Genomic DNA, 13,956 nt, shown 5'->3' with positions numbered 1-13,956 from the left:
CCGGCGTGAGCGGCCGGGTTCCGCCCGGAGCGAACAACCCGTCGAAGCCGTCTTCGATCCCGATGATTTGCGCTCCGTACCGGATGGACGCGGTTTTCACGACCGCCCGGATGACGGCGTTCAACCCCGGCGCGTCCCCGCCTCCGGTGACGATCCCGATCCGCATTTTCGCCATGGGCTTTCCTTTCTTCGCGGTCTTGCGCTCCCCTCGCAACGTCCGGCCCCTTTTCCCGGCGCTTGCCTGCGCATCCGCCCTCGGCGAAGGGTTCGCGGGGAACGCGGGCGCGCTTGGACAAAGCAACGGTCATCGGCGGGAGGAGAGCCGGCGCTTCCGCCGGGACGGTCCGCGCTCCGCTTGCCCGATCCCGTCCCGGACAATTATATTTCGAAGACCGATTCGCGGCAGGATGGCGCGAAGGCGGCAATTGAGTATACTTTTCCAAAAATCCACCCCTGGATGTCCGGAGGCGATCATGGCTGGGAATTCCGATCTTCGACGATCCATGCGCATCCCCCGCAACCTCCTGGCGGTCTCGCTGGGCTCGCTATTCACCGACATCTCCTCGGAAATGATCTTTCATCTCCTGCCGCTGTTCCTGACCAACGTGCTGGGGGCGAAAACGTCGGTCGTCGGACTGATCGAGGGCGTCGCGGAAAGCACCGCCAGCCTCACCCGGCTTCTTTCCGGATGGCTTTCCGACAAGCTCGGAAAACGCAAGGCGCTGACCGTCTTCGGATACTCGCTTTCGGCGGTCGTCAAGCCGTTTTTCCTGCTGGCAGGCTCCTGGCCGGCGGTCCTGTTCCTGCGGTTTGCGGACCGGATCGGCAAGGGGATCCGCACCGCGCCGCGCGACGCGCTGGTCGCGGATTCGGTCCGGGCTGAAAACCGGGGTTTCGGATTCGGATTGCACCGCGCGGCGGACACCTTGGGGGCGGCGATCGGCTTGGCGGCCGCGGCGGCGGTCGCCTATGCGGCCGGCCCTTCGGAGGCGGTCTTGCAGGCGGATACGTTCCGTTTGGCGATCTGGATCAGCATCCTCCCCGCTTTCCTGGGAGTGCTCAGCCTGATCCTTATCGCCCGCGACGTTCCGGTCGGGCCCCGGACGCCGGCGGCGCCCGGGCAATTGCCGGCGGCCCCGTCCCCCCGGCGCACCTTCAGCCCGCGCCTGATCGGATTCTTCCTCGTCGTCTCGCTGTTCACGCTCGGCAACTCTTCGGATTCCTTCCTCGTCCTGCGGGCGCAGGACCGCGGACTGAGCGTCTTTCAGGTCTTGCTGGCCGTTTTCGTGTTCAACGCGGTCTACACGCTCGCCTCCGCTCCGGCCGGATCGCGTTCGGATGCGGTCGGACGCGGCAAGGTCCTGGTGATCGGCTGGCTGGTGTACGCGTTGGTGTACCTTGGGTTTGCCGCCGCCGGGGCTTCCTGGCAGATTTGGATTCTCTACGCGCTGTACGGCCTGTATTACGCGATGGTCGAAGGCACCGCCCGCGCCTACGTCGCCGACCTGACCGTGCCGGAAACCCGCGGCACCGCCTATGGAATTTTTAACGCCGCGGTCGGGATCATGGCTTTTCCGGCGTCGCTGATCGCGGGGATTCTATGGCAGGGGATTTCGACCTGGCAGGGGTTCGGGGCGTCCGCGCCTTTCTACTTCGGATCGGCGATGGCGATCGTCGCCGTCGTCCTCACCGTCTTCTGGCTGCCGCGGCTGGCGAAGGAGTGACCCCCTCCACCGGGCTGTCGATAAAGTGAATTCCCGACTCCTTTGCAGGAACTTGAAAAATTATTGCAAAGACGCCAAGTCCGCAAAGAATTATTGGGAAAAACTTGGCGTTCTTCGCGTCTTTGCGGTGAGAAACGGCTTTTTACAGTGGAGTCATGATTGGTATTTATGTAAAATCCCCTGCCGGAGATGGTTTGTCATTCCCGCGCCGGCCCTCGGCGCGTTCTTCGCCGGGGGTGGGTTTGGCGGGAATCCGGGGTTTGCACGACTGGATGCCGGCTGCGATCACCCCGCTTCTCAGGGCAGGGGCGGGCATGACGATCCGGAGGCAGCATCATGCCGTTTATGGAAAGCCCCTTGACGGGGGCGTCGCTGGCCGGAATAATCCGGTCGTGATATAAGTATCGCCGCGCATTTCTTCCAGGGGGATCTATGACGCTCTTTTATCTTTGCGTATTCTGGATGGCCGGAATCGGTTTGGCGCCCATCCTGGGCTTGCCGTTCGCCGCCGCATTGACTGCCGGAGTGTCGTTTTTCCTATTGGCTTTCACCCTCCGGAGGCTGCGGATTGCGATTCTCGGCTTGGCGTTTTTTTTCCTCGGAAGCGCGCGCCTCTCCGCAGCCCAACCCAAACCCGGACCCGGATTCGTCGGAGCCTACCTGAATGCCTCCGGCGTCTACGAAGTCGTCCTGGAGGAGGATCCGATTCCCAAGGGAGGCGGATTCCGAATCCGCGCGCGCGTGGAGCGGATACTCCCGGACGGCGAAACGGAGATCCGCGATTTGGAGGGGGCGGTGCTGGTGTTTTTTCCCCGTCCTCCCGAGGGCTGGAGGCCGCGCTGCGGCGACCGGCTCGTGCTGTACGCCCGCCTGCAGCCGCCCCCGGAAATCCGGGGATTCGATTACGCCCTCTACCTCGCGCGCCAGGGGGTATTCGGCGTCCTGGAGGATCCGGTTCTGCGGTCGTCTTCGCCGGGATCGGCCGATCCGTTGCGGGCCGCGCTGTTCGCCGTCCGCCGCCGCGCCCAGGCGGTTTTGCGCCGGCTGTTTCCCGAGCCGGAATGCGCTCTGCTGGCGGGGATTCTGCTCGGCGACGAATCCGGCATTCCCCTTCCGGTCCAGGATGCGTTTGCGCGGACCGGCACCTCCCACATCGTGGCGATCTCCGGATTCAACATCTCGATCATCGCCGGAATCTTCCTCGCGCTGACCAAACGGCTTCCGCGCCGGATCCCCGGCTGGCTGATCGCCGTCCTCGGAATCGCGCTTTACACCGTCCTGGTCGGGGCGGCGGCGTCGGTCGTCCGCGCGGCGGTCATGGGCGGCATGGCGATGTTCGGCCGCTCGCAGGGGCGGCGCTCGCACGGATTGACCTCGCTGGCCTTCGCCGGCGCGGCGATGACGGCGTTTAGCCCTTGGGCGCTGTGGGACATCGGATTTCAATTGTCCTTCGCCGCGGCGCTGGGGCTCATCCTCTACGCCGATCCGCTGCAGAACGGAGCGGAGCGTTTGCTGCGCCGCCTCTCGAAAGAAAAGGCCCGCGCGTTGGCGTCGGCGGCGGGCGAGATATTCCTGATGACGGCGGCGGCGCAGATCACCACCCTGCCGCTCATGCTGTATTACTTCAGTTCGCTTTCCCTCAGCGCCTTCGCCGTCAACCCGCTCATCCTTTCGGTTCAGCCGATGGTGATGATCGGCGGCGGATTGGCGCTGATGCTCGGGATGGTTTGGCTTCCGGCCGGACAGGCGCTGGCTTGGGCCGGCTGGGCGCCGACGGCGTATACGATCCGCGTGGTGGAATGGGGGGCGGATTTCTCTTCCCTCTGGTTGCCGACCAGACATATCCCGCCGTCCTGGATCGCCGTGTATTACCTGGCGCTGTTTGGGGGGACCGCGCTGTCGGCGTTCGGAAAATTTCCGCGACCCGCATGGGGGAAGACGATTGCGGCAAAAGCCTGCTCCCTCGCGGTCCCGGTCCTCGCCGCGGGCGCTTACCTCGCTTGGGGAGTCTTTTTCAACCTGCCCGACGGCCGCCTGCATCTGACGGTGCTTGCCACCGGTGGGGAGGCTATGCTGCTGCGGTCTCCCTCCGGCGGAACGGTGCTGATCGACGCCGGCGGGGACCCCAACCTCCTCGCCTCCGGGTTGGGACGGATCCTCGGCTACGGCCCGCAGCGGTTGGATTGGGTCGTGGTCGGATCCGCCGCCGCGGAAAGCGCATCCGCGCTCGGCGAAATCGGGGAGCGCTACGAGATCGGCGGCGTGCTGATCCCCGCCGGCACGGACCGAAACCGAAAAACCCTGGCCGGTTTTCTCACCGCCTGCGTGGAACGGGGAATCCCGGTCGTGGAAGCCGGCGAAGGTTTTGGGCTTGACCTCGGCGGCGGGTCGCGGCTGAGGGTTCTGGGGCAGGGGGAGGCGGGAGTGATCCTCGCCGTGGAATACGGAGCGGCGCGCTGGTTGATTCTCGACGGGCTGGACGAAGAACTCAGCGGCCGGATGCTGACTCAGGGCAGGGTGCCGGCCGCGCAGATCGCCGTATTCCCGTATTCCGTGAAGAAAAGCGGCGGTCTTTCGGAATGGCTGGGCGCAGCCCGGCCGTCGGCGGGCATCTGGCCGTTCGAAGCGGATTTGGGCTGGCCGGAAGGGACCGACCTGTTGCGGACGGACGCTCGGGGGTGGATCGAGCTGGCGACCGACGGGGTTCGTCTTTGGGTGCGGGTGGAAAAGTAGGGCGGATCGTCACCGCCTATTTCCCCATCGGATGAGGTGGGGAGCACGGACTCCGGAGTGTCCGGCCAAGAGCTTATCCCGATTCCGGGCAAGCCGATGGGGAAAAAGAGAGAGAGCAACGGGGGATGGGATGAGGAAAAGGCCTAGGAGATGCGCGGTGAATGGCAATCGTTGGAATCTACCAAATAGCGGTTGGTCGCCTTGGAGAGATCCGCATAATGGCCGCGGTACTCCGGCGGCATCAACGCCGCCAGCCGGTACATGATGTCGGCGGTGATGTTTTCGCGCGCCTCGCGGGTCGGGCGGCCGCCCTCCAGGCGCACGCGGAAGGGAGTCCCGACCCGGAAGTGGAAATCGGTCCGGACAAGGCGGACGATGTTGCGCCGGAAATTCTCTCCGCCGTAGTACGCTACCGGGAGGACCGGTGCGCCGCTCTCGAGCGCCAGCACGGAGACGCCGGTTTGCGCCTTTTGCAGGCGGCCGTCTCCGCTGCGGGTGCCCTCCGGCGCGATCGCCAGAATCCGTCCCGCGCGCAGGGCGTCGCGCGCCCGCCCGAAGGCGGTGCGGTCGACCACGCCGCGGCGGATGGGGATCGCTCCGCCGAGCGAGAAAAGCAAGCCGATCGCCGGGTTCTTCCAGGTTTCGATCTTGGCGAATCCGGTGACCGAGCGGGGGATCAGGTGGGTGTAGAAAATCGGGACGTCGAGAAAATTCACGTGGTTGGCGACGATCAACAGCGGACCCTGATGCGGTATCCGCGCGAGTTCTTCGTCGTGCACGCGGCACAAGGTCCGGCCGAGGGCCCGGATCGGAGAATACACCACCGTCTGCGCGATGTTCATCCGCGGGATCCTATCCGCCGACGATGACGTCGATCGCCCTGGGGAAGATTTCGGCGGACATCCGGGGGGCGTCGGTCGAGAGGGTTTCCCCGTCGGCGTGGGCCGCGATCGTCCCGCTCAGGGCTTCCACCTCCAGTTTGGAGGTTTCCAGGTAGCGGATCGCCGGATGCCCGGCCTGCGTGCCCTGGATGAAGCGCGGGATCAGCAGGAAAATCCCCGCCCGGCTGACTTGCCCGGCGAGGCACACGGTGAATTTCCCGTCGTCGTTCTTCGATTGCGGCGCCATGTGGAACGAACCGCCCATCCGCCGCCCGTTCATCACCGAGACCATCAGCGCGGGTTGTTCGATCGTTCCGCCGTCGTGCGTGATCCGAAGGAGCGGGGCGCGGAAGTAGAGGAAGATGGTTTTCAGCGCGGCGGCCAGGTAGGAGGGAAACCCCGACAGCCAGGTAAGTTTTGCGGCTTCGAATCCGACAATGGTGTCGAACCCGATCCCGATCCCGTTCCCGAAATATCTGCCTTGCGGGAACAAGCCGCCGGTGACCTTGCCGACGTCCATCCGCTTGCGCTTCCCGGCCGCCAGGATCCGGCAGGAGGGTTCCAGCCCGCGGGGGACGTCGATCCCGTGCCCGAAATCGTTCCCCCGGCCGACGGTGATAATCCCCATCGCGGCTTCGCCCTCGCCGGCCAGCTTGGCCTGCATCAGGCCGTTCAGCACCTCGTTGGCGGTTCCGTCCCCGCCCATCGAGACGACCACGTCGTACCCTTCACCCGCCGCGCGGCGGGCCAGTTCCACGGCGTGCATCGGCCGTTCGGTGCGGGCAAGGTCGAAGGTGACGCCGAGCGCGCTGAGGAGCTGCTTGGCCTTGGGGATGTTGAATCCGCCTTCACCGCGGCCGGACGTGGGATTGACGATGACGCTGTATCGGGTCATAAACGGGGAATTCTCCGAAAGACGAGGATAGGGCGGGATGATACCATAACCTTACCGCGCCAGGGATGGGATCGAAGCGCCGGATGGAACCTTGAGCAACCGTTCAGGCGTCCATCCAATCCGTTTCGCCGCACCCGGGTCCGTGTTTGGTTAAAACACCTTCCCGCCCGCGGAGTTTCGTCCGCCATCCGATCGGCAGGGAGGGGCGGGTTCCCGCCGCGGGGTGAAAAAAAGGCGGCTCCCGCAAAAATGGCGGGGGGGCCGCCGAAGGCTTTGCGCTTTGGGCGGGATTACCCCTCCGCTGCCACCGGACGGATCTCGGTCCAACTCCGCCCGCCGTCCTTGGTGTACATCAACAGCGGAGTTCCGTCCTTGTGCGCGGCGGCCCAACCCTTGTTCCAATCGATGAAGTCGAATTGCCCGCTCCAATCAATGGGATCGATCTTTTCCCATATCTCGGTCGTCCCGGTGTAAATGTATAGTTCTTCTCCGACGGCCAGGCCGCTGACCACGTCCCCGCGGTACACCCGCCCGTCGCCGGAACTGCGGACCACCATCATCCCGCCGGGATAATCCATGATATGCCAATTTGAGCCGTCCAGATTGGAAGAGAACAGGAAGGCGGCGGTGGTGGGAGAGGTTTTGGAGGTGCATTCCACGGGCAGGAGCAGGTTGGTTTGCTGAGCAAAGAACGCCGGCGGCTGGATCCTGCAGGAGAAGTTGCCGGACGTAAACAGCCCGGGCGGCGCCGCGGGACTCGGGAGCTTGGCTTCGCTCCAGCTCTTGCCGCCGTCGAAGGTCTGGAAGAGGAATACTCCCGGACGGTTTCCGCGGCAGTCGCCGGTCATCCAACCGTTCCAGGGACCGGTAAATAGGATCCCCGTCTTTTCGCATTGCTGGATCGGGGAGTCCACGGCCGGATCGGTCACCATCTGCCAAGTGTTCCCGCCGTTTAAGGTCTGGAAGAGGGCGATCCGGTCGGAGGCGGGATCGTCGCCTTTATGCGCCAGGATCCAGGCGGTGTTCACATTGATGAAGAAGACGTCGGAGATGCGGTACTCTCCCGTCCATCTGGAGAGATCCAGCGGGGCGCTGGGTGTCCAAGCGGATCCGCCGTCGGTCGTCTTCCAGACGACCGGCGGATCCGAGGGGAGCTGAAGATTTGCGGAATAGTAGGTCACCAGCGCCGTTTCGGAATCCCAGAATCCGCCGACCGCCACCCGCTCGGTGGGCGGATCCACAAGGGTATTCTCCGGCGGGGTGACGTCCTTCCAAAATCCTCCGCCGTTCCCGGTCCAAAGGACATGGTCCCGCGTCCGGGGGTCGGCGGAGCCCCCGATCGCCCATCCCTTTTCGGCGTCGATCATATCGATGTGCGCGATCGCCAACGCAGTTCCCTCCTCCAAGCGCGGGATCGGGCCGGCTTGCGGCAAGCCGGTTTGGGTCGGCGTGGGGGTTTCCCCCATACCCGCCACGACGGCCGTCTCCGTGCGCGTCGCCGATGCTGGACTCTTTTTGGTCGGGGTGGCAACGGGGGATTCCGGAGTCGGCGGGAGGGTTCCCGGAGTGGGGAAATTGCACGCGGCAAGCCAAAAGAATACTGCAAGGAGGATGGTGCGGGTTGAGAATCGCATGATACCTCCGAAAGCTGCGTCAGGGTGGCGGTCGATCTGGATTATACGGTCAAACGACGGAAAGGGGAATTTTCACGCCGCCGGGGCGCGCACGGCCGCGGGCCGCAACGCCGCCCGAGGCTGTGGGAGGAACGCAAAACCGGCCGATGGCTTTCTGGCCGGTTTGTGGCGGGAGCGACGGGATTCGAACCCGCGGTCTCGGCCTTGACAGGGCCGCGTGTTAGACCAGCTACACCACGCCCCCGAGGCGCGGGCGCAATTTATACCACGGCGGAAGGGATGCGTCAACGGCACGGGCCGGCTTGCCCCTGCCGGGTTGCGCATGGCCGGCAACGGTGTTCTCCGGGAGCATTGGCGCCGGTCGGGGGTCGGATACCGGGGCGGGAGGGTCATCGGATACTGCCGCAAGCAACGTCCCGCACCGGATCGCTCCCAAGCGTTCGAATGCCCGGTGGCCGGCGGGGAGTTTGGTCCGGCGGATAGGCAAGGCTGGCGCGGCCGAATCCCTAATTTGCACTACGATATTATAATCAGACCCACTCCATTCGAAGGAGCTTGCGCATGGATTTTACGCCTTCCCTCGCAGATGTCCTTGAGTCGGCGGACAAGCTGATTGCCGCCGCCATCGCCGAGGACATTGGTTCGGGCGACGCAACCAGCCTGGCCTTGTTCTCCCCGCACGCCCAGGCGCGCGCGGCGATCATCGCCAAGGAGGATGGCATCGTAGCCGGATTGCCTGTCGCCCGGGCGGTGTTCACGAAAACGGATCCGAACCTCGTCTTCACCTCCGCCGTTTCGGACGGCGCCCTGGTGAAGCCGATGGATCTGTTGGTGAGCCTCGAGGGCGGCCTGAGGTCGATTCTCGCCCTGGAAAGGATCGTCCTGAATTTTTTGCAGCGCCTTTCCGGAATCGCGACCCTGGCGGGCCAATTCGTCAAGGCGGTGGCGGGCACCCGGGCGGTCATTCTGGATTCGCGAAAGACCACGCCGGGGTTCCGCGCCATGGAAAAGTATGCGGTGCGGATCGGGGGCGCCATGAACCACCGCCGCGGTTTGTACGACATGCTGATGGTGAAAGACAACCATATTCAGGCGGTCAAGTCGCTTTCCCTGGCCGTCCGGCGGGCGCGCCAAAGCTATCCGACCCTGCCCCTGGAAGTCGAGGTGGATTCCCTGGAGCATCTGAAGGAAGCCCTCTCCCTCCCGGTGGACCGCATCCTGCTGGACAATATGGATTTGAAGACGATCCACGAGGCCGTGGTCCTCGTGAACAACCGCGTGCCGCTGGAAGTATCCGGCGGCGTGACCCTCGACAACGTCCGTCCGATCGCCGAGACCGGAGTGAATTACATCTCCGTGGGCGCATTGACGCACTCGGCGCCGGCTTTGGATCTCAGCCTGGAGCTCGTTTCCTGATGCCGCCCGTCCGCGCCTGCGCCGCCCGATGACTTCGTCCACCACTCCGGAAAGCCTGATCACACTCGCCAAGACGCGGCTGGGCGGGGCATTGGTCATCCTCGGACATCATTATCAAAAGGACGAAGTGATCCGCTTCGCGGATTACCGGGGCGATTCGCTGAAATTGGCCCGCGATGCGGCGGCTTGCCGGGATGCGAAATACATCGTGTTCTGCGGGGTGCGCTTCATGGCGGAGACGGCCGCCATCCTGGCGAATCCCGGGCAGGTGGTCATCTTGCCCGAACCCGAAGCCACATGCCCGCTGGCGGAAAAAGCGGATCCGCTTCAGGTGGAGGATGCCTGGAAACAATTGGGCGGCATGCTGGATGCGGAACGCGAAATCATGCCGGTGACCTATGTGAATTCCGAAGCGGGGCTGAAGGCCTTTTGCGGAATGCACGGCGGCACGGTGTGCACGTCCTCCAATGCGCGCGCAATCCTGGAATGGGCCCGCGCCCGCCGGCCGCGGACGTTTTTCTTCCCCGACCAGCATTTGGGACGCAACACCGGCCTGCGGATGGGGATCTCCGCGCAGCGGATGCCGTTGTGGGATCCGCGCCGGGAGTTGGGCGGGAACGACCGGGAGATGATCGCCGCGGCCGAGATTCTCCTCTGGAAGGGCTGGTGCTATGTCCACCAGCGGTTTCTTCCCGCGCACGTGGAGGCGGCCAGGAAAAACCGCCCCGGGGTGCGGGTCTGGGTCCATCTCGAGTGCACCCAGGAGGTCGTCCGGCTGTCGGACGGCGCCGGATCGACCGCCGACATCATCCGGCTGGTGGACGCCGCGCCGGCGGGAAGCCGATGGGCGATCGGAACCGAGGGAAACCTGGTGAACCGGCTGGCGCGCGAACATCCCGAGCAGGAAATCCGCCTCCTCTCGCCCGATCCCAACAACTGTGTCACCATGAACAAGACCACGCTCGCCTCCCTGGCCCGCGTGGCCGCGGGGTTGTTGCGCGGGGAAGAAATCAATCCGGTCCGCGTCCCGCCGGATGTGGCGGAACCCGCCCGGGCCGCGCTGGATCGCATGCTGGAGGTCCGCGGATGAACCTGGTTCAATCCGATGTGCTGATTATCGGGTGCGGCATTGCCGGCGCCAGCGCGGCGCTGAAGCTCTCCGAGGACCGCCAGCGCCAGATCACGGTGGTCACCCGGGCCCAGGATCCGGAGGAAAGCAACACCCGCTACGCCCAGGGCGGGATCGTCACCCTCGGAAAAAACGACACCCCCGAACTGCTGGTCCGGGACATTGTCGATGCGGGCGCCGGATTGAGCCTGCCTTCAGCCGCCGCCCTCATGGCGCAAGAGGGGCCGGCATTGATCCGGGATCTGCTGATCGAACAGGCCCGGGTGCCGTTTGACCGGACACCGGGGGGCGAGTTGGATTACGGACGGGAAGCGGCGCATTCCCTGCCGCGGGTCCTGCATGTGGGGGACGCCACCGGCAAAGCCGTCATCCGCGGATTGCACGACCTGATGGCTGAACGTCCGAACATCCGCATCGTTCCCAATGCCACCGCCGTCGACCTGATCACCTTCCCGCACCACGCCCGCGACCCGCTGGCGGTCTACCAGCCGATCACCTGCCACGGAGCCTACGTGTTCGACCAGGCCAGCCGCGAAGTGAACCGGTTCCTGGCTGACGCCACCGTATTGGCCACCGGCGGATTGGGCCGCATCTACCGGTACACTTCCAACCCCGAAGGCGCCCGCGGAGACGGCTTGGCGATGGCCAACCGGGCGGGGGCGCGGGTGATCAACGCCGAATACATCCAATTCCATCCGACGGTGTTCGCCGCCCCGACCGGCGAGGGATTTCTGGTGTCCGAAGCGGTGCGGGGAGAGGGCGGGCGCCTGCTGACGCCGGACGGCCGGGCGTTCATGTCCGAATACGCGCCGCAGTGGAAGGAGCTTGCCCCGCGCGATATCGTCGCCCGGGCGATCCACCACGAGATGGTGGTGCACGATTACCCGCACGTGCTGTTGGATATTTCCTTTCTGCCCGCTCCGCAGGTGAAATCCCGGTTCCCGAACATCCATGCGCGCTGTTTGGAGGCCGGGTTTGACATCACCCGCGAACCGATCCCGGTGGTGCCCGCGGCGCATTATTCCTGCGGAGGGGTGTGGACGGACACCCGCGGGCGCACGACGATCCCCGGTTTGTACGCCGCGGGAGAGACCGCGTGCACGGGAGTCCACGGCGCCAACCGTTTGGCCAGCACGTCCCTGCTGGAAGGGCTGGTGTGGGGCCGGCGCGCGGCCGTCGATATCGCCGAATCCGAGTCCCCGGCCGAGGTCGATCCGGACCAAGTGCCGCCGTGGATGCCGGGCCTCAGCGAGGGGGCGGACCCCGCGCTGATCTGGCGTGACGTGCGAACCATCCAATACACCATGTGGCACTACGTCGGGCTGATCCGCTCCGCCGTCAGGCTCAAACGCGCGCTCAGCGACCTGTACCACCTCAATGAGGAGATCGAGGGCTTCTACCGCACCACCCAGCTCAGCGACGCCCTGATCGGCCTGCGGCACAGCATTCACGCCGCGCTGGTGGTGGCCGGCGCCGCCAAACTCAACCGCACCGCCATCGGCTGCCACTTCCTCGAGGACGGCAAGCAGGCGGGGGTGCTCTAGAATCCACGAAGCCACACGAAGAAGATCGGAAATTACACAAAGGCTATCCTGGTAAAAAACAGGGGGATATAGGAGAGAGATCCTGTACCGTCAGGAAGTCTATGCGTTCATCGGATGCGCGATGGTTGTCCACCGGACCCTCGGACCGGGGTTTCTGGAAGGGGGATATGCGGATGCTTTGTTAATTGGATTTTCGAAGAGGGGAATTCCTTTTGAAAAAGAAAAAAGCTATCCGGTTGTCTATACGGGAAGTAAACTAAAACGCGGATACAATGCAGATGCGGTTTGCCATTCAAAAATCATTTTGGAATTAAACGCTGTTACACAAATATCCGCGCGGGAGGAAGTACAATTATTGTATTGTTTCAAAGTAACCGGTCTCCAATTGGGCATTTGGATTATTATCGGGAGCGTTGGAAACCGCGAATGGAAACGGATGATAATTTGAACCGATATTCCTTCGTGTCCTTCAGATTTTCTTCGTGCGTCTTCGTGGATTCAAAGGAGAACCGATGAAGATAGCGGTGATCGGGGCGGGGATCGGCGGGTTGGCGGCGGCCCACGACCTGGTGCGGACCGGCCACGCCGTTGCGCTGTTCGAAGCCGAAGCGGCTCCCGGCGGCCTCGGCGGCGGGTTCCGCGACGAAGCCTGGGAATGGAGCGTTGAAAAGTACTACCGGCACTGGTTCACGTCCGACCGCGACATCCTCGGCTTGATCCGCGAGTTGGGATGGGCCCGCCACATCGTCGTCCGGCGGCCCATCACGGCCGTGTACCATGGAGGAAAATTCCACCCTCTCGACAGCATACCGTCCTGGCTGGCCTTCCCGGGATTGCCCCTCCCGCTGCGCTTCTGGAACCTGCTGATCGCCGGATCGTTCTTGAAGCTGAATCCCTTCTGGCAATGGATGGAAGCGTATCCCGCGGACGTCTGGATGCGGCGCTGGTTCGGAAGCCGGATTTACGATCAGATGTGGAAACCTCTCCTGATCGGAAAATTCGGCGAAGAAAACTACCGCCGGATACCGATGTCGTGGTTCTGGGCCCGGATGCATTCCCGCACGCCGCAATTGACCACCTACGCCGGAGGGATGCAGGCTCTGCTGGACCAGCTGGCCGGCCGGCTGATGGAGATGGGCGCGGCCGTCCGGTTTTCCGATCCCGTCCAAGGGATGCATGCCCGTCCGGAGGGCGGCATCGAACTGGCTTCCGTATCGGGAAAAAAGACGTTCGACGCCTGTTTGTGCACCGCTTCGCCTCATCAATTGGCGGCGATGGCGCCCGGGCTTCCGGCGGAGTATCTCTCGCAATTGCATTCCCTGCGGCACATGGGGGCGGTGGTGATGGTGTTCGCGCTTTCCCACAGGCTTTCCGAGCAGGGAATCTACTGGCACAACCTGCCCAAGGACGCCGGCTTTCCCTTCCTGGCGATGGTCGAGCATACGAATTTTCTTTCCCCGGAGCATTTCGGAGGAGACCACATCGTTTACTGCGGGGATTATCTCCCGCTCGGCCACGAATACTTTTCGCTTCCGAAGGAGGAACTGCAAAGGCGCTTTCTTGCCGTTCTCCCGCGCTTCAATTCCGCTTTTCGACCGGAGTGGGTGCGCAAGTCCTGGTTGTCGAAAACCGAATACGCCCAGCCAATCCCGACCGTGCGCCATTCCCGGAACATCCCCGCCGTGCGCACCCCGATGCCGGGATTGTATTTTGCCAGCATGAGTCAGGTCTATCCGTGGGATCGGGGAATGAACTACGCCGTCCGCCTCGCCCGCCAAGCGGCGCGGTTGATGATCCAAGACCACAAATAGAACGGCCACAAAGAGCACCAAGGGCACAAAAGGCACAAAAGGGTTTGTGCATTTTGCGCCTTATGCGGCTATCTATTCCCCAAACTTTTTCTGAAATTGGATTATCTCCTCAGCCCCCCGTCCCTGCCCTTTCCTCACCCCCAACCCCACAACCCCTTCCCCCTCTCCTGCCTTATGCCAGGAGAGGGG

At 64.0% G+C, this 13,956-nt stretch carries 11 protein-coding genes and 1 tRNA gene; 7 read left to right on the top strand and 5 right to left on the bottom strand.

Features of this window, described 5'->3' with window-relative positions:
* Positions 1-166 (bottom strand): 6-phosphofructokinase (locus JW929_12055; protein MBN1440132.1); only part of this gene is annotated, 166 nt, incomplete at its 3' end.
* A 307-nt stretch (positions 167-473) separates the two neighbouring features.
* Here JW929_12055 and JW929_12050 point away from each other — a divergent pair.
* Positions 474-1,724: an MFS transporter gene (locus JW929_12050; protein MBN1440131.1), complete on the top strand. Its 1,251-nt coding sequence runs from the start codon at positions 474-476 to the stop codon at positions 1,722-1,724.
* Positions 1,725-2,156: 432 nt separating this feature from the next.
* Positions 2,157-4,457: a ComEC/Rec2 family competence protein gene (locus JW929_12045; protein ID MBN1440130.1), complete on the top strand. Its 2,301-nt coding sequence runs from the start codon at positions 2,157-2,159 to the stop codon at positions 4,455-4,457.
* A 143-nt stretch (positions 4,458-4,600) separates the two neighbouring features.
* Here JW929_12045 and JW929_12040 read toward each other — a convergent pair whose 3' ends face one another.
* The 4 genes from JW929_12040 to JW929_12025 all read right to left on the bottom strand — a co-directional run bounded on the left by JW929_12040 (position 4,601) and on the right by JW929_12025 (position 8,111).
* Positions 4,601-5,299, bottom strand: coding sequence for a 1-acyl-sn-glycerol-3-phosphate acyltransferase (locus tag JW929_12040; protein ID MBN1440129.1), 699 nt, complete (start codon positions 5,297-5,299; stop codon positions 4,601-4,603).
* A 10-nt stretch (positions 5,300-5,309) separates the two neighbouring features.
* Positions 5,310-6,233, bottom strand: a complete 924-nt coding sequence (locus JW929_12035) for a diacylglycerol kinase family lipid kinase (GenBank protein MBN1440128.1) — start codon at positions 6,231-6,233, stop codon at positions 5,310-5,312.
* A gap of 290 nt (positions 6,234-6,523) precedes the next feature.
* On the bottom strand, positions 6,524-7,867 hold the full coding sequence (locus JW929_12030; GenBank protein MBN1440127.1) for a hypothetical protein: 1,344 nt from the start codon (positions 7,865-7,867) through the stop codon (positions 6,524-6,526).
* Positions 7,868-8,033: 166 nt separating this feature from the next.
* Positions 8,034-8,111 (bottom strand) — tRNA-Asp (locus tag JW929_12025).
* 317 nt (positions 8,112-8,428) lie between these two features.
* On the opposite strand from JW929_12025, the gene nadC reads away from it, so the two are divergent.
* The 5 genes from nadC to JW929_12000 all read left to right on the top strand — a co-directional run bounded on the left by nadC (position 8,429) and on the right by JW929_12000 (position 13,767).
* A complete protein-coding gene (nadC, locus tag JW929_12020; GenBank protein ID MBN1440126.1) occupies positions 8,429-9,283 on the top strand; it encodes a carboxylating nicotinate-nucleotide diphosphorylase in 855 nt (284 codons plus the stop codon).
* A 28-nt stretch (positions 9,284-9,311) separates the two neighbouring features.
* Positions 9,312-10,373 (top strand): quinolinate synthase NadA, encoded by a 1,062-nt coding sequence (nadA, locus tag JW929_12015; protein MBN1440125.1) that lies wholly within the window; start codon positions 9,312-9,314, stop codon positions 10,371-10,373.
* Positions 10,370-11,956 carry an FAD-dependent oxidoreductase gene (locus JW929_12010; protein MBN1440124.1) on the top strand — a complete coding sequence of 529 codons (1,587 nt, stop codon included), beginning with the start codon at positions 10,370-10,372 and terminating at the stop codon, positions 11,954-11,956. Before nadA ends, JW929_12010 begins: the two co-directional genes overlap by 4 nt.
* A gap of 121 nt (positions 11,957-12,077) precedes the next feature.
* Positions 12,078-12,404, top strand: a complete 327-nt coding sequence (locus JW929_12005; protein ID MBN1440123.1) for a GxxExxY protein — start codon at positions 12,078-12,080, stop codon at positions 12,402-12,404.
* A 64-nt stretch (positions 12,405-12,468) separates the two neighbouring features.
* Positions 12,469-13,767: an FAD-dependent oxidoreductase gene (locus JW929_12000; GenBank protein ID MBN1440122.1), complete on the top strand. Its 1,299-nt coding sequence runs from the start codon at positions 12,469-12,471 to the stop codon at positions 13,765-13,767.
* The last annotated feature ends 189 nt before the right edge of the window (positions 13,768-13,956 follow it).

This window comes from Anaerolineales bacterium (assembly GCA_016928575.1).
Lineage (GTDB): Bacteria > Chloroflexota > Anaerolineae > Anaerolineales > RBG-16-64-43 > JAFGKK01.
Note: the sequence above shows the minus strand (reverse complement) of the source record. Positions and strands in the feature narration are given on the sequence as shown.